Source organism: Dactylosporangium sp. NPDC048998, assembly GCF_043197855.1.
Taxonomy (GTDB): Bacteria; Actinomycetota; Actinomycetes; order Mycobacteriales; family Micromonosporaceae; genus Dactylosporangium.
The window spans coordinates 251,739-266,583 of record NZ_JBICTV010000009.1 but is presented as its reverse complement, the minus strand read 5'-3'; the positions used below and the strand labels follow the sequence as shown (position 1 = coordinate 266,583).

The following is a 14,845-nucleotide window of genomic DNA, read 5'->3' as shown; positions in this document are numbered from 1 at the left end:
ACCGCTCTCCGCACGCCGAAGCAGCGGTTCCCGGCCACGTCGCCCTCGCGATCACGGCCGGCCGAGCGCTTCGATGATCACGCCACCGGCCACCACGCTTGCCTCGCGGGGGCGTCCTTGGCGAACACGATTCCGTCATTGCTCGCCAGGTGGGCCGGGTCCAGCGGGGCGTAGCCGAACCAGGGGGACACGCGGGGAGCGGTTGTCACGTCGCCGAGGATCGCGGCCAGTCGGCGGGCGTCGACGATGTAGCGGTCCTCCGGGAGCGCGTACAGGAGTCCTTCGATGGTGTCCGGGGGTGGGGTGTCCACGCCGCGGTGGCGGATCGTGCCGAGGGCCATGGCCAGGAAGGCGTAGCCCTCGCCCAACTGGGCGCTGACGATCGCCCCGGCGCTCCACCATCGCACCGGCAGGCCGCCCATCCGCATGCTGCTCTTGTCCCGCTGCAGATGCCCGTTGTGGGCGTACACCAGCGCCGGGCCGCGTTAGGCGATGGCGAGCAGGTTGGCGGCCATCATCGACGCCCGCTGGCCCAGCAGCCGCGCTATGCGCGCCGGCGACGGGTCGGCCATCCACCGGTGGTAGTGCAGCAGCCCGGTGGCGGTGCGCGCGTACAGGCGTGCCCGGTCCCAGTCGTCGGGCGAGGACGCCGCGATCAGGTGTGGCGTTTGCGTGTCAAGCAGGGCTACCAGGTCGTCGGCGAGCAGCCGCAGCTGTTCGGCCTCGGGCGTCTGCCCCACGGACTGGGACGGGTCCATCATGGCGGCGGGATTGGTCCACCGGTCGTCGGCGCCGAGCAGGCGGTCGAGCGTTTCCGCGGTGCAGGGAAGCAGGTCGCCGTCAACCCAGGCGGTGAGGTAGGCGTGGAGTGCGGTGAGCGCCTGTCGGGGGCTCGCGGCGCCGGTGATCTCTAGTGGGCCGTCGAAACCGGCGAAGCGGAGCCGCTCGGACCCGGGCCGGCCGTCGTTGTACGCGCGCATCCAGCGCACCAGCTCCCGGTTGGCCGCGGACGCGCCGAACCCGTGGCTGAAGCCGCGCTCCATGACCTCGTCGAGGGTGCCCGTGCCCGACGTGACGTAGTCGTCCACGACCAGGCCCATCAGGCAGTCGCTCTCGATCGTGATCGTCCGGTAGTGCTCCCGCTCGACGAGTTGCCGGAAGAGCTCGTTTCGCAGGTCGAGCAGAACGTCCTCGCCGTGGGTGGGCTCACCCAGGGCAAGCAGCCGCGGCCGGGCCGGGAGCAACCCCATGACGGTAGCGGCGTCGACGACATGGGCGGCGTCTTCGATAGCAGCAGGCATATCCTCAACGGTATCGTTGAACCAACGGTTGAAAGTTTTCCGCAATATTCGCGGCAGGTTGAGGCAAAACCTTCAAAACGGCGGACTGCTACGGCCGGTTGACCCGGCGCGCGGGCGCGGGTCTGTCCGGCGGACAGACCCAGAACGAAGACCGAGGCAGGTTTACTCGTTGTCGAAGACGTCCTCGAGGACGAGCCTCGCCCGGCCCGGCACCTCCTCGTCGGGGAAGATCTCCGCACAGAGGTCGAGAATCTGATCAGTGGTGGTCAGCCCAAGGTGCTTGACCAGGAAGCGGATGTCGTCGGCGTCCCGACGTCGCGCGGCCAGCACCTTCATCGCCAGGAGATGCTCCGGGGACGCAGCCGCCACACGGAGGCCAGGATGGTCGAAGACGCGAGGGGCTGCCGCATCGCCACCAGGAGCAACGTAGGCGCTCGCCTGCTCGTTGAGCCACCAGTGCGGCAGGCCCAGTTCGTCGGCGACCGCGCGCGCCTCGTCCAGTACGACGCCGTGCGGCTGGAACACCGCATCGATGTCCCGGGTCGCCCGGCGCGCATCGTACGCTAGAGCCATGGCCGCCCCGCCGAAGATGTAGAGGTCAGCGACGACGCCTCGGCGGTGTAACCGATCTCCGAGGCGGCGGAAGGCATCCTCGATCGCGGCGCGGTCCAGCAGTGGATCATCAGCGCTCATGCGACGTTCAGCTCCTGCGCTGACACGTACACGCCGCGCCGGCGGAAAGCCGCCGGGGCGTGCACCACCGCGTCGACCCGGGCCGCCCGGGTGTTGAACGGGAACCAGAACCGCCGCAGCGACCGTGTGTCGGCCCATGCCGGTGCACCGCGTCCGTCCTTGGTCGCAAGGTGCTCTGCCAACGCCGCCAGAAACACATCCCAGTGTGCGTCGCCGGTGGGGGTCGGCTCGTCGGTCAACAGCGTGGGGCGCTGCTCCGGAGGCTCCCAGCGGTACTCCTCAAGGAACTCTGCCACCAGCCGCCACCGACGGGTCTCGTCGACGCCGACGAGCAGGGCACCCAGCCGCGCCACCGTCAGCGGTTCGTACTTCGCACCATGACCCCGCATATCCCTAACGGTAGTACGTACAGGGCACGGTGACCGCGAGTACGGTTACGGGCACTCGTCGCCGTCAGGCTGACACAGATGCCTCCAGGTCGCGGCGAGTGAGCGCGGCGCGCAACCACAGCGCCTCGGCCGCCAGACTCTCCCGCCCGCCCTGCTCACGATCGATGGCGCAGACGACCGTATCGACCGAGGCGCCAGCGGCCCGCAGTTGCCGGCACGACGCCAGCAGTGCCCCGCCGGTCGTGACCACGTCCTCGATCACCACGACCCGCCGGCCATTCACCGGGCCGCCCTCAGCCGCCTTGCCCGTCCCGTACTCCTTGGCCTGTTTCCGGACGAAGACCGTCGGCAACCCGGTCAGCTGTGACATCACCGTCGCGATCGGAATCCCGCCCATCTCCATCCCCGCCAACACGTCACACTCCGGCAACAGCGCGACCATCGCCTCGGCCACCTCACGCAACAGGCCCGGCTGAGCCTCGAACAGATACTTGTCGAAGTACTCGGCACTCATCTGCCCGGAGCGCAGGCGAAACGACCCGGTCAGATGGCAGGCTTCATATACGCGACGGGCGAGCGAGGAAGTCACGCGACCAGCGTCGCATGCCGACCGGCACAACGAGCCGGCCTTCGCGCACGTACGCGCACCAGGTCGCCGCCCGGGCCGGGCTCGGCCTGGGCGACGACTGGCTGCGTGGCTACTGCGTGTCGCCGGGGCGATCGACGATGATCATCTTTGCGTAGATGACCTGGCGGTACACATCTCCCCGGTGGCTGACGGCGTCGGCGTCGTCGCCGTGGGTCACGTGGTCCTTGATCGCGACCAGGCGCTCGCCGATGAACTGGTAGGTCTGCTTGTCGAACAGCAGTTCCTGCGACAGGTAGCCCTCGATGATCCGGCCGAGACCGACCGCCGGGCGGCCGTCGATGTTCACCGCGTCGGGGTTGGTCGTCATCCCGGGCTCCTGCGCCAGGTGCCGGAAGATCGCCGCTTGCACGTTCGGCGGCACCACGTACTGGCCGATGAAGGCGTCCAGGTTGATGCCCATCGACCCGGGCCCGGGCACGCCGTCCGGCACCTTGTCCGGGCTGGTCATCGAGGTGATCGTCGACCAGGCGATCCGGTCCCAGAACTCGTTGCCGTCCCCGCGCTTCGTCACCACGAGCTTGCCGTTGCGGTAGCTCGCCCTGGCCTGCCCGTCGATGCTGTACCACTCCTGGATCTTGCGGGTCTCGCCCTGGCCGGGCTTGATCGGCTCGTTCGGGTGCTGGTTCTCGTAGGCCGGCTTGTTGCGCAGCTCGAGCCTCTCGATGTACATGAACTGGTCAGGCCGCGGGTCGGTCCACGGCCTGCGCTCGGCCGTCCAGGCGGCGTTCTCCAGGTACTCGGCGGCGCTGACCGGGCGGGCGAACGGTATGTCGTTCTTCGCCGGTGAACTCTGCGCCGGCGCGGCCTTCGGCGCCGGCGCGTGGTCGTCGCCTCCGGTCACCACGACCGCGGCGACGACCGCGGCGGCGGCCGCCACGGCGACCCCGGCCGTGATCGCGAAACGGGTTCGGTGGTGCCGGTCCTTGCTGGTCACTCGCTGCTCCTTCGACGACATCCGCTGGTGGAGGGCCGCGCGGGCCCGGTTCTCCGCTGCCTGGCCGGGGACCTCGTCGGCCCCGAACGCCTCACGCAACACGCCGATCACGTCCATCACTCGCTCACCTCGATCTCGGCGCCGAGCGCCTGCTGCATCTCCTGCCGCGCCCGGTGCAACCGGGACCTGGCCGTACCGGCGGGAATGTCGAGCGCCGCCGCGGCCTCCTGCTGGTTGAGCCCCGCCCACGCCACGAGCAGCAACACCGCTCGGACGGGGCTCGGGCAGCCGCCGTAACGCGTCGGCGAGCCGGCCGCGCACGGCCATCGCGTCGAGCCGCCCGGCGACGGCGTCGGCGTGGTCGCCGGCTTCTTGCGGGCCGACGGCCTTGGCCAGGGCCCTGTAACGGCGCGTCTCGGCCCGCGCGTGGCGGGCGATGAGATTGGACGCGATGCCGTACAGCCAGGGCCGCACGTCGGCGCGTGCGCTGTCGTAGCAGTGCCGACGGTCGAACGCGATCAGGAACGTCTCCGACGCGACGTCCTCGGCCAGGTCGGGGCCGAGGCGGCGGGCCGCGTACGCGTAGATCTGCCGGTAGTGCCGGTCGAACACGGCGGTGAACCGCTCGGGCGCCCGTTTCGCCTGCTCGATGAGGTCGGCGTCAGCGTCCGGCCCTTGCGCCGTGCCGGGCTGCGTCACCACGACCAAGTCCGCCTCCTCCAGTCGTCCACAGTTGCATCACACCCGTAGTTCGCCGAAGGCGGGAAAAGTGTTCGCTACGGACTCGAGCCGAGCCGACGGGCCCGGCGGACCGTCGGCTGGCAGACTGGCCGACGTGCCGAATGTGTACCCGACCGGTGTGGTCGTCCCGAGCGTCAACGGCAGGCCCAGCACCTCGGCGCTGGGGCGTGGGGTGGTGGCCGACGCGCTGCGCGGTGTCGATCCGGTCGGGGCCCGGGGTGCCGAGGCGTCGACCGACTGGCGCCATGACTACCTGGTGCACTTCCGGCGGCTTGTCGAGGCGGGGCTGCCGTCCCGCGACGCGGCGCTGAGGATCGCCCGCGACGGGCTCGCGTCGCTGCACGAGCGCATGCGGTACCGGGGAACATCGGACGGCGGCGAGGAACCCCTCGACGCCGCGTTCACTCCGGGTGGCCCGCCGCTGGCGACGGTGACCGTAACGGGGCGGGGGGAGCCGGAGCGTGAGCTGATCGTGCCGTACCGTGGCCGCCACCTCGCCGGCGAGGAACTCGACCGCCAGCTCGAGCACTGGGTCGCCGCCGGTGCGATCGAGCGCTCCTGCGCCGACACGGTCAGGACCGTCGCCGCGAACCCCGGCTGGCTGTCCCTGCCAGGGCGGCGCGTCGTCGTCCTCGGTGCCGGCGCGGAGATGGGCCCGCTGTGGGCGCTGCTGCGCTGGGGCGCCGACGTGGTCGCCGTCGACCTGCCCCGGCCGGCGATCTGGCAGCGGCTGACCGCACTGGCCGAGCGGCACGCGGGCCGCCTCCACCTGCCGGTGGCCGGCGAGGAACGGGGCGCCGACCTGCTGCACGATCTCGGCCGGGTCACCGAGTGGATCGAGGGCCTCGACGGTCGGCTCGTGCTCGGCAACTACGTCTACGCCGACGGGGCACTCAACGTCCGGGTCGCGATGGCCGTCGACGCGCTCACCGTCCGCCTGCGGGAGCGCCGGCCCGACCTCGGGCTCGCGTTCCTGGCTACCCCGACCGACGTGTTCGTCGTGCCCGACGACGCTGTCGACGAGGCGAACCGGCGCTACGCGGCGGCGACCGGCATCGGGCGGTTCCGGCGGCCGCTGCGGGTGCTCAGCGCCGGCCGGCTGCTCACCCGCAACTACCCGCCCGGCCTCTACCCGGGGATCAATGACAGTCTGGTACCGCAGCAGGGCCCGAATTACGCCCTCGCGAAACGGCTGCAGCGCTGGCGGGCGGCCGAGGCCCGGGCCGCGGGTATGCCGGTCTCATTCGCTGTCGCACCGGCCACCCGCACCCGCAGTGTGGTGAAGAACCGCCTCCTCGCCGCCGCGTTCGCCGGCGCCCACCGATTCGGCATCGAGATCTTCGAGCCGGCGACCAGCAACACGCTCATGGCCGCGCTGCTCGTCCACGATCTCAACGCCGGTCGTCCGGTGCACGAGCACCCATGGCAGGACGAGGCTTACGCGGCGGCCCACGGCGGGCTGTGGCGCCAGCCGTACTCCGCCCGCAGTGCCCTCGGCATCGCGGTCCTGATGGGTATCGGCGCCACCCGTAGCTGAAGCACCACCCGCGGCGCGTTCGCTCAGGCCGGGGGTTCAGCGACCTGTCACTATCGTGCCGCCGTAGCGTGCTGGGACGGCTCCCGGACAGGGATGTCTCCGGGCCGGGCCAGCGGGCCACGGCGCAGCAGCCCACCGCAGCTGACGGCGCCGGCCACGAAGATGCCGGCGCACCACCAGAACACCGTGGTGTAGCTGTGGATCGCCGAGAGCTGGGCCAGCTGCGGTGTCAGCCGTCCGTGCGGGTGGTCGGCCAGATAGCTGGTGGTGGCGCTGGCCGCTCCACGCCCGGACGCCGCCGAAGGGACCTCCGCGGAGGAAGGCCCCGAAGCAATGCCGCACGAAGCCACGGCACTGCTTCGGGGGCTCGCCAGCGCACGGTAGTCGAAGGCGCCCCGCGCGGCCGGCCCATGCTCTGTCAGTCGACGTCCGGGTCGTAGCGGGGGTTGATGCCACCGTGGTGGATTGCCGAGAGTGCCAGCGCAATCGACGCCAGGGCCTTGACCTCGGCCAGCTTCAACTGCTGGTCAATGGTCATCTCGTCGTACTGTTCATCGAGCTTGTCTATCGCGTCGAACGTGTCGATCGCGTCCGAGAACGAATTCACCAGTCCCTCTTCCACTCGTGAGGTGAACTGCTATCAGACCAGCCACGCCCGGGCCGCACCAGTGACCCCTTTGGGAAGCCCCACCGGCATCACGACCAGAGCAGCCACCGACGCAGCAGCGTGGATAGCAGGACAACGCGACCAAAGCAGACCGAAACAGGACGAGGCAGGCCGAAACAGCCAGGACCATGGCAACCACCGAATCGCTGCAGCCGCCGCGCTGGGCCGGCAAACCCCGACGAGCCTGCCGCGAATGGGACGGCCCAGGCTGTCGACAGGTTAGCGAGCGAAGCGAAGCGGTGCCGCACAAGCGAAGCGACGTGCGGCATTGGGGGGCGCGGGGTGGCGAAGCCCCCCGCCCGGAGCGAGCGAAGCGAGCGCGAGGAATCCACAGGCTCCCGGCAAGCACGCGCCAGCGTGCGAGCAGGGTGAGCCCAAGCCTGTGGGGCGGGCGGGACTCGAACCCGCGACCAAGGGATTATGAGTCCCCAGCTCTAACCTGCTGAGCTACCGCCCCGAGCGTCGCAAGCTTACCGAGCCGTGCAAGTCGAATGCCGCCCCGAAACGGGCTTGGGCGAGAAAAAAAGGCCCCTAAGGGCCGGTAAAGCTCCCGCGATAGGACTCGAACCTATAACCTGCCGGTTAACAGCCGGCTGCTCTGCCAATTGAGCTACGCGGGATCGCATCTCCCCCTGTTCGAGGGCGACCGGGAAAGAGTACAGCATGACTCGGGGGGTCTGCGCCAGCGGGTATCCCATCCGTGGGGCGCAGGCCGCGCCATCGGGTGCCAGATCCTGGCAAACCGGAGCAAGATCGATGTGTCGGGACGACGATGGACGGGTATGTCAACGCAGACGGCGCAACTGGCACCGCTGACCCGGCGCCGTCAGAAGGAGGTCGTCGCCATGCGCGGCAAGCTACTGTTCCTCGGCGGTCTGGCCGCGGGCTTTGTGCTCGGCGCCCGGGCCGGTCGGGAGAAGTATGAGGAGCTCAAGGCCACTGCTCTGAAGATCAAGGAGAGCCCGACGATGCAGGAGGCCGCCGGGGTCGTCCAGGAGCAGGCGACGCGGCTCTACAGCGAGGGCAAGACCAAGGTGACCGACAGGCTGGCGAACAGCCGCTTCGCCGAAACGGACCTCGGGCAGCGCCTGCTGCACACGTCGCAGCCGTCCGCGATCGAGCGGGATATGGCGACGAGCGGCGCGCCCACGACGCCGTCGACGGGCACCAGCTTCTAGGTTGCGACCGAACGTGCGCGAGGCCGACCCGGACGAACCGGGTTGGCCTTCGCGTTTAGTGGCATAACCGAAATGTCGGATATGTCGGGCGCGCCAGCGCCTGACATATCCGCACAAAAGACATATCCGCTCAAAAGGAGGCGCGGCCCTCGACAGAACCGAAGGCCGCGCCGACAAGAGGAGCGTCAGGACGAGGACGAGAAGGCCGCGTCGAAAGCGGCCGCCGGGGCGTCGAAGGCCAGCCTGCGCACGAACTGCAGCGCCTCCGGGGCGCCGACCAGGCGGTCCATGCCGGCGTCCTCCCACTCGATCGAGATCGGGCCGTTGTACCCGATCGCGTTGAGGGCCCGGAACGAGTCCTCCCACGGCACGTCGCCGTGGCCGGTGGAGACGAAGTCCCAGCCGCGGCGCATGTCGGCCCACGGCAGGTGCGACGCGAGCCGGCCGCGGCGGCCATCGCCGGTGCGGACCTTCGCGTCCTTGCAGTCCACGTGGTAGATGCGGTCGGCGAAGTCGAAGATGAAGTTCACCGGGTCGAGCTCCTGCCACACGAAGTGTGACGGGTCCCAGTTGAGGCCGAACGCCGGGCGGTTGCCGATCGCGTCCAGGGTGCGCCGCGTCGTCCAGTAGTCGTACGCGATCTCGCTCGGGTGCACCTCGTGTGCGAACTTGACGCCGACCTCGTCGAAGACGTCGAGGATCGGGTTCCACCGGTCGGCGAAGTCCTGGTAGCCGGCCTCGATCATTTCCGGCGGTACGGGCGGGAACATGGCCAGCGTGTGCCAGATCGACGACCCGGTGAAGCCCACGACCACGTCGACGCCGAGCTTGCGCGCGGCCCGCGCGGTGTCCTTGATCTCCTCGGCGGCGCGCTGCCGCACGCCCTCGGGCTCGCCGTCTCCCCAGATGCGGGCCGGCAGGATGCCCTGGTGCCGCTGGTCGATCGGGTGGTCGCAGACGGCCTGGCCGACCAGGTGGTTGGAGATGGTCCAGACCTTCAGGTTGTACTTCGCCAGCGTCTCCAGCTTGCGGTCGACGTAGGACTCGTCGGAGACGGCCTTGTCGACCTCGAAGTGGTCGCCCCAGCAGGCGATCTCGAGGCCGTCGTAGCCCCACTCGGACGCGAGGCGGCAGACCTCCTCGAAGGGGAGATCGGCCCACTGGCCGGTGAAGAGCGTGATTGGACGCGCCATGCTGCTGTCCTCCGATGAAGGGGGTTCCAGGCGCGAGGGAGACCTGTTGATTCACAACGGGTGGAACGGAAACGACGTGGGTTGCGCCCCCACGCTGGCAATCCTAAAAGACCTGCTAGCAAAGCAAAAGAGGTTCCCCGCCCGCTCAGACCGCGCCGGAGAAAGGAGTCCGGGCGGCGTCGGCGTCACCGACCCGGAATCCGCAACGGCGCGTCATGTGTCCGAGCGGGCGGGGCCCGAAGGAAGGGCCGGTCGGCGTCTCGGCCCCACCTCCGTCAATCCGGCCGGCACGAGGCCGACCGAGGGTCAATCCAGCCGACGCAAGGCGTCAGCCGTACAGCGTGAACTCGTCGATGTCGAACAGCGATCCGGAACCGCCGCGGAACACGAGGTACAAACTGGTGGAAGCATTCGTGGCGAGCGGAATTGAGGCCTCCCGGAACGTGTCCCAGCTGCCCGTGTTCGCCAACGCGAGCGTGCCGAGCAGCGTGCCGGTCGAAGAGCCGGCGCGAAACTCCACGGTGCCGCCGGGCCCCGCCGAGGACCACTTGACGCGCACCCCGGCGACCGTCGCGAGATTGACGCCGGTGTACCCAGCCCAGTCGTTGTTGTCGATGAAGCCGGCGGTCTGGCCGCCCGACGCGGTGCCGTGCGCGGCGACCTGCAGGCCGCTCATCGACGACCACGCCTCACCCTGCCGGATGGTGGCGTTGCGCACGAGGGTGAACTGGTCGACGTCGAACAGCGAGCCGCCGTTGCCGCGGAACACGAGGTACAGCGAGGTGGCGGCGTTGGAGGCGAGCGGCGTGAACACGTCGCGGAACGTCTCCCAGCCGCCGGTGTTGGGCACCGCGACCGAGCCGAGCAGCGCGCCCGTGGTCGAGCCGGCGCGGAACTCGATGGTGCCGCCGGCACCGGCCGAGGAGGCGCGCACGGTGACGCCCTTGACCGCGGACAGGTTGACGTTGTTGAACCCGATCCAGTCGTTGTTGTCAATGTATCCGGCGGTCTTGCCGCCGACGGCCGGGGCGTGGTCGGCGACCTGGACGCCGCCGGTCGAGGAGTACGCCTCGCCCTGGTAGACCGAGGCGCCGGACGGCGCGGGCGGCGAGCAGTCGGCGTCGACGCGCTTGGCGGTGTACCGGATCGCGCCGAGCAGCAGGCTGGTGAAGTTCGGGTCGGCGTAGCTCTCCTCGGTGTGGCCGAGGCCGGTGTAGAAGGAGCGCCCGCTGTCGATGGTCTTGCACCACGTGATCGGGTGGTCGCCGTTCATGGTGCCGCCGGAGTACGACGACTCGTTGAGCGACGTCAGCACGTGCGCGGTGCCGCGCGGGTTGGACTGGTAGTTGTACCACTCGTCGGTGCGCACCCAGGTGGCGCCGAGATGGGCCGTCGCCGGGTGGGTGCGGTCCTCGACGTTGACCGTGGCCTGCTGGATCGCCGGGTGCGAGGCGAACCAGGCGCCGACCAGCGTGCCGTAGAAAGGCCAGGCGTACTCGGTGTCGGCCGCGGCGTGCACGCCGACGTACCCGCCGCCGCCGCGGATGTACGCCTCGAACGCGGTCTGCTGCGCGTCGTTGAGCACGTCACCGGTCGTCGACAGGAACACCACGGTCTGGTACTGCGCAAGGTTGGCGGCCGTGAACGCGGCGGCGTCCTCGGTGGCGGTGACGGTGAAGTTGTTGGCGGTGGCGAGCGACTGGATGGCGGCGATGCCATTCGGGATGGAGGAGTGGCGGAAGCCGGCCGTCTTCGAGAAGACCAGCACCTTGTACGGCGCGTCGGCCGCGCTGGCGGGCGCGGCGCTCAGGGCACCGGCGGCTAGGAGGCCCACCGTAGCGGCGGCGAGCCACGAGCGGATGGTCATGACAGTTCCTTCACGATCGACTCGTCGGGTCTGCGCGCGCCGCCGCGCTGTCATGTCGGTACAGCTCTTCGGTTGTAGGTTGCCCGGGGCCACGGCCCGGCACCTGGCTGGCGCCGTGCCGAGGCTCCGGTTGTGCTCTCCCCCGGAACCGGTACCTCCACCCGCGGGGCGCAACCGCGGATGGTCCCTCGCTACCGGCGCCGGCGGAGAAGTCGGAGGGTTTCAGCCACGAATTCCCAACAGGTGCTCCATGGCCAGCTGGTCGAGCCGCTCGAACGCCATCCCCCGGGCGGCGACCGTCTCGACGTCGATCTCCTCGGCGCGCAGCGCCTCCAGGGACTCCCCCGGCAGCAGCGTCGGCACCGACAGCTCGTCGACCCGCGCGGTCGCCAGGGCGGCGGACACCTCGGGGTCGTCGCGGAACGTGTGGACCTTCTCCTTGAGGATCAGGTAGTTGCGCATGCAGGCCGCCGCGGTGACCCAGACGCCGTCGGCGTCCTCGGTGCGGGGCGGCTTGTAGTCGAAGTGGCGCGGCCCGGCGTACGCCGTCGGGTAGCCGGAGCTGTTCTCCAGCACGTCGACGGTCCAGAACGCGCCCCGCAGGTTGCCGGCGCCGAAGCGAAGGTCCTGGTCGAAGCGCGGCCCGTGCTGGCCGTTGAGGTCGATGTGGAACAGCTTGCCGTGCCACAGCGCCTGCGCGATGCCGTGCGCGAAGTTCAGCCCCGCCATCTCCTCGTGCCCGACCTCGGGGTTGAGCCCGACCCGGGACGGCTCGTCCAGGGTCGAGATCAGCGCGAGCGCGTGGCCGATCGTCGGCAGCAGGATGTCGCCGCGCGGCTCGTTCGGCTTGGGCTCGATCGCCAGGCGGATGTCGTAGCCGCGCTCCCGGATGTAGGCGCAGATCGCGTTGATCGCCTCGCGGTAGCGGTCCAGCGCCGCGCGCATCTGCTTGCCGGCGCCGGACTCCGCGCCCTCCCGGCCGCCCCACAGCACGTACGTGGGCGCGCCGAGCTCGGCCGCGAGGTCGATGTTGCGCAGCACCTTCTGCAGGGCGAACCGCCGTACGGCGCGGTCGTTGGCGGTGAACGCGCCGTCCTTGAAGATGGGGTGCCCGAACAGGTTCGTGGTGGCCATCGACACGACCAGGCCGGTGCCGTCCAGGGCCTCCTTGAAGCGGGTGACGACCTTGTCCCGCACGGTCTCGTCGCTGCCGAACGGGATCAGGTCGTCGTCGTGGAAGCTGACCCCGTACGCCCCCAGCTCGGCCAGCCGGTGCACGGTCTCGACCGGGTCGAGCGCCGGTCGCGACGCCGCCCCGAAGACGTCCTGAGCCTGCCAGCCCACCGTCCACAGGCCGAACGAGAACCGGTCAGCCGGTGTGGGGACGTACGGATCATTCATGCCGCCACGCTCACCCAGGAGGAGTCGGACTTCTGGACCGCGTCGAGCACGAGCTGCACCTGCAGGGCGTCCTCGAAGGACGGCGCCGGGTCGGCGCCGGTCGCCACCGCCTCGATGAAGTCGCGCATCTCGTGGGTGAAGGAGTGCTCGTACCCGATGATGTGCCCCGGCGGCCACCAGGCCCCGAAGTACGGGTGCTCGCCCTCGGTCACGAGGATGCGGCTCCAGCCCTGCTCGGCCGCGGGCAGCGTGGCGTCGTAGAACTCGAGCTCGTTGAGCCGCTCGAGGTCGAAGGCCAGCGACCCGTACTCACCGTTGATCTCGACCCGCAGCCCGTTCTTGCGGCCGGTCGCGAACCGGGTCGCCTCGTACGTGGCCACCGCGCCGCCGTCGAGCCGGGCGATGAACAGCGCCGCGTCGTCGACGGTGACCTCGCCGGTCGCGATGCCGGCGCTCGCCGACAGGCCGCTGGAGGCCTCCGGCAGCGGTCGCTCCTTGATGAACGTCTCGGTCAGCCCGGCGACGCCGGTGATGCGCTGGCCCGTGACGAACTGGGTCAGGTCGATGATGTGCGCGCCGATGTCGCCGAGCGCGCCCGAGCCGGCCCGCTCCTGCTGCAGCCGCCAGACCAGCGGGAAGTTCGGATCGACGATCCAGTCCTGCAGATAGGCGGCGCGGACGTGGCGGATCGCGCCGAGCCGGCCGGCGGCGATCATGTCGTGCATGAGGCTGACGGCCGGGACCCGGCGATAGTTGAACCCGCAGGCCGAGCGCACGCCCAGCGTCCGGGCCTTGACCGCGGCCGCGACCATGGCACGGGCCTCGTCGACCGTGTTGGCCAGCGGCTTCTCGCACAGGACGTGCTTGCCCGCCTCGAGCGCGGCGATGGCGATCTCGGCGTGGCTGTCGCCCGGGGTACACACGTCGATGACGTCGATGTCGTCCCGGGCGATCAGCTCGCGCCAGTCGGTCACCGCTTCGGCCCAGCCGAGCCGGCTCGCGGCTTCCGCCACCTTCGCCCCATCGCGACCGCAGACGGCGACCATGTTCGCCCGCGCCGGTAGGTCGAAGACCCGGTTCACGGTGCGCCACGCCTGGGAGTGCGCGGCGCCCATGAAGGCGTAGCCGACCATGCCGACTCGCAGCTCCCCGCTGCTGCCCTGACTGGACACTGGCGGTTCCTCTCTGATTCCGATGGTTCAGGCAGTTCCGGGATTGATCAGGACTTGAAGCCCAGCGGCAGGTACTTGTCGACGTTGTCCTTGGTGATCGTCTCGGACTGCAGCACGATCAGCTTCGGCACCTGCAGCTCGACCAGGTCGCCCATGCCCTTGCCCTGCGCCGCGAGGCGGGCCAGGATGATCGCCGACGAGGCCATCGACGGCGGGTAGGTGACCGTCGAGGTGAGCACGGTGTCGCCGGCCTTGATGTGGTCCATCGCGTCGCGCGAGCCGGCGCCGCCGACCATGAAGAACTCCCTGCGCCCGGCCTGCTGGATCGCGGCGAGCACGCCGACGCCCTGGTCGTCGTCGTGGTTCCAGACGGCGTCGAGCTTCGGCGCGGCCTGCAGCAGGTTGGCCGCGGCGGCCTGGCCGGTCTGGACGGTGAAGCCGGCGGCGACCCGGTGCTTGACGCTCAGCCCGTAGGTCTTCAGCGTGTCGGCGAAGCCCTTCGAGCGGTCCTTGGTCAGCTGCAGTTCGTCGATGCCCGGGATCTCGCCGATGACCGCGTCCGTCTTGCCCTTGAGCTTCTCGCCGACGTAGTGCCCGGCGGCGACGCCCATGCCGTAGTTGTCGCCCTTGATGAGGCAGAACGACGCGGCGGAGTCGGAGAACTCGCGGTCGAGGTTGATGACGATGATGCCGGCGTCCATCGCCTTCTTGCCGATCGCGGTGAGCTGTGCGCCGTCCTGCGGCAGCAGCACGATCGCGTCGGGCTTGCTGGCGATGAGGGTCTCCAGCGCCGCGATCTGGGCGGGCGCGTCCTTACCGGCATCGACCGCCTTGAGGGTCACGTCGGAGAACTTCGCCGCCTGCGCCTTGGCGTTGGCGGTGATGGCGCCGATCCAGCCGTGGTCGGCGGCCGGCGCGGAGAAGCCGATGGTGACCGGCTTGCCGGGGGCCTCGCTGGCGGCGTTGCCCTCCTTGACGTTCGCGGGCGGTGGGTTGTCCTTGGTCTCGTTCGACGTGCAGCCGGCCAGCAGGGCGCCGGCGCCGATCGCCGCTCCGCCGAGCAGGAGCCGGCGACGAGACATGTCGGGCGAGGTTGCGCTCATCACGACCTCCAGGTCGTCTG

Annotated in this window: 13 protein-coding genes, 2 tRNA genes and 2 pseudogenes; 2 read left to right on the top strand and 15 right to left on the bottom strand. The window is 70.1% G+C overall.

Annotation, left to right across the window (positions count from 1 at the left end; genetic code table 11):
• Positions 1-77 precede the first annotated feature (77 nt).
• The 6 genes and pseudogenes from ACGFI8_RS22995 to ACGFI8_RS22970 all read right to left on the bottom strand — a co-directional run.
• Positions 78-1,250 (bottom strand): annotated as a pseudogene (locus ACGFI8_RS22995) (erythromycin esterase family protein).
• Positions 1,251-1,463: 213 nt separating this feature from the next.
• Positions 1,464-1,994, bottom strand: coding sequence for a DUF6036 family nucleotidyltransferase (locus ACGFI8_RS22990; RefSeq protein ID WP_392807734.1), 531 nt, complete (start codon positions 1,992-1,994; stop codon positions 1,464-1,466).
• Positions 1,991-2,383 carry a hypothetical protein gene (locus ACGFI8_RS22985; protein WP_392807732.1) on the bottom strand — a complete coding sequence of 131 codons (393 nt, stop codon included), beginning with the start codon at positions 2,381-2,383 and terminating at the stop codon, positions 1,991-1,993. The genes ACGFI8_RS22990 and ACGFI8_RS22985 overlap by 4 nt, the downstream gene beginning before the upstream one ends.
• A gap of 64 nt (positions 2,384-2,447) precedes the next feature.
• A complete protein-coding gene (gene pyrE, locus ACGFI8_RS22980; protein ID WP_392807730.1) occupies positions 2,448-2,972 on the bottom strand; it encodes an orotate phosphoribosyltransferase in 525 nt (174 codons plus the stop codon).
• 1,110 nt (positions 2,973-4,082) lie between these two features.
• The gene (locus ACGFI8_RS22975) at positions 4,083-4,220 is read right to left on the bottom strand and encodes a sigma factor-like helix-turn-helix DNA-binding protein (RefSeq protein WP_392807830.1); all 138 of its coding nucleotides are present in this window, start codon (positions 4,218-4,220) and stop codon (positions 4,083-4,085) included.
• 211 nt (positions 4,221-4,431) lie between these two features.
• A pseudogene (locus ACGFI8_RS22970) lies at positions 4,432-4,578 on the bottom strand (sigma factor); the annotation flags it as partial.
• Positions 4,579-4,801: 223 nt separating this feature from the next.
• On the opposite strand from ACGFI8_RS22970, the gene ACGFI8_RS22965 reads away from it, so the two are divergent.
• Positions 4,802-6,244, top strand: a complete 1,443-nt coding sequence (locus tag ACGFI8_RS22965) for a hypothetical protein (protein WP_392807729.1) — start codon at positions 4,802-4,804, stop codon at positions 6,242-6,244.
• A gap of 50 nt (positions 6,245-6,294) precedes the next feature.
• Here ACGFI8_RS22965 and ACGFI8_RS22960 read toward each other — a convergent pair whose 3' ends face one another.
• From ACGFI8_RS22960 to ACGFI8_RS22945, 4 genes are all read right to left on the bottom strand, one after another.
• Complete coding sequence (locus tag ACGFI8_RS22960) at positions 6,295-6,594, bottom strand: hypothetical protein (protein WP_392807727.1); 300 nt, start codon at positions 6,592-6,594, stop codon at positions 6,295-6,297.
• Between the two features lie 68 nt (positions 6,595-6,662).
• The gene (locus tag ACGFI8_RS22955) at positions 6,663-6,851 is read right to left on the bottom strand and encodes a hypothetical protein (protein WP_392807725.1); all 189 of its coding nucleotides are present in this window, start codon (positions 6,849-6,851) and stop codon (positions 6,663-6,665) included.
• A 443-nt stretch (positions 6,852-7,294) separates the two neighbouring features.
• Positions 7,295-7,368 (bottom strand) — tRNA-Ile (locus ACGFI8_RS22950).
• Between the two features lie 90 nt (positions 7,369-7,458).
• Positions 7,459-7,531: transfer RNA gene (locus ACGFI8_RS22945), tRNA-Asn, on the bottom strand.
• A 162-nt stretch (positions 7,532-7,693) separates the two neighbouring features.
• Here ACGFI8_RS22945 and ACGFI8_RS22940 point away from each other — a divergent pair.
• Positions 7,694-8,089, top strand: coding sequence for a hypothetical protein (locus tag ACGFI8_RS22940; RefSeq protein ID WP_392807724.1), 396 nt, complete (start codon positions 7,694-7,696; stop codon positions 8,087-8,089).
• Positions 8,090-8,274: 185 nt separating this feature from the next.
• Here the strand turns inward: ACGFI8_RS22940 and ACGFI8_RS22935 are convergent, their stop codons facing one another.
• The 5 genes from ACGFI8_RS22935 to ACGFI8_RS22915 form a co-directional block, all read right to left on the bottom strand.
• Complete coding sequence (locus ACGFI8_RS22935) at positions 8,275-9,282, bottom strand: sugar phosphate isomerase/epimerase family protein (protein ID WP_392807722.1); 1,008 nt, start codon at positions 9,280-9,282, stop codon at positions 8,275-8,277.
• A 328-nt stretch (positions 9,283-9,610) separates the two neighbouring features.
• A complete protein-coding gene (locus ACGFI8_RS22930; protein WP_392807720.1) occupies positions 9,611-11,149 on the bottom strand; it encodes a ThuA domain-containing protein in 1,539 nt (512 codons plus the stop codon).
• Positions 11,150-11,371: 222 nt separating this feature from the next.
• Positions 11,372-12,550, bottom strand: coding sequence for a xylose isomerase (gene xylA / locus ACGFI8_RS22925; RefSeq protein WP_392807718.1), 1,179 nt, complete (start codon positions 12,548-12,550; stop codon positions 11,372-11,374).
• Positions 12,547-13,683, bottom strand: coding sequence for a Gfo/Idh/MocA family protein (locus ACGFI8_RS22920; RefSeq protein ID WP_392807828.1), 1,137 nt, complete (start codon positions 13,681-13,683; stop codon positions 12,547-12,549). The genes xylA and ACGFI8_RS22920 overlap by 4 nt, the downstream gene beginning before the upstream one ends.
• A gap of 86 nt (positions 13,684-13,769) precedes the next feature.
• Complete coding sequence (locus ACGFI8_RS22915; protein ID WP_392807716.1) at positions 13,770-14,825, bottom strand: substrate-binding domain-containing protein; 1,056 nt, start codon at positions 14,823-14,825, stop codon at positions 13,770-13,772.
• Positions 14,826-14,845: the final 20 nt, after the last annotated feature.

Excerpts from the sequence above, each read along its gene's own strand:
- ACGFI8_RS22990 (WP_392807734.1), bottom strand. The coding sequence starts at position 1,994 with ATGAGCGCTGATGATCCACTGCTGGACCGCGCCGCGATCGAGGATGCC.
- ACGFI8_RS22985 (WP_392807732.1), bottom strand. The coding sequence starts at position 2,383 with ATGCGGGGTCATGGTGCGAAGTACGAACCGCTGACGGTGGCGCGGCTG.
- ACGFI8_RS22940 (WP_392807724.1), top strand. The coding sequence starts at position 7,694 with ATGTCAACGCAGACGGCGCAACTGGCACCGCTGACCCGGCGCCGTCAG.
- ACGFI8_RS22935 (WP_392807722.1), bottom strand. The coding sequence starts at position 9,282 with ATGGCGCGTCCAATCACGCTCTTCACCGGCCAGTGGGCCGATCTCCCC.
- ACGFI8_RS22930 (WP_392807720.1), bottom strand. The coding sequence starts at position 11,149 with ATGACCATCCGCTCGTGGCTCGCCGCCGCTACGGTGGGCCTCCTAGCC.
- xylA (WP_392807718.1), bottom strand. The coding sequence starts at position 12,550 with ATGAATGATCCGTACGTCCCCACACCGGCTGACCGGTTCTCGTTCGGC.
- ACGFI8_RS22920 (WP_392807828.1), bottom strand. The coding sequence starts at position 13,683 with ATGGTCGGCTACGCCTTCATGGGCGCCGCGCACTCCCAGGCGTGGCGC.
- ACGFI8_RS22915 (WP_392807716.1), bottom strand. The coding sequence starts at position 14,825 with ATGAGCGCAACCTCGCCCGACATGTCTCGTCGCCGGCTCCTGCTCGGC.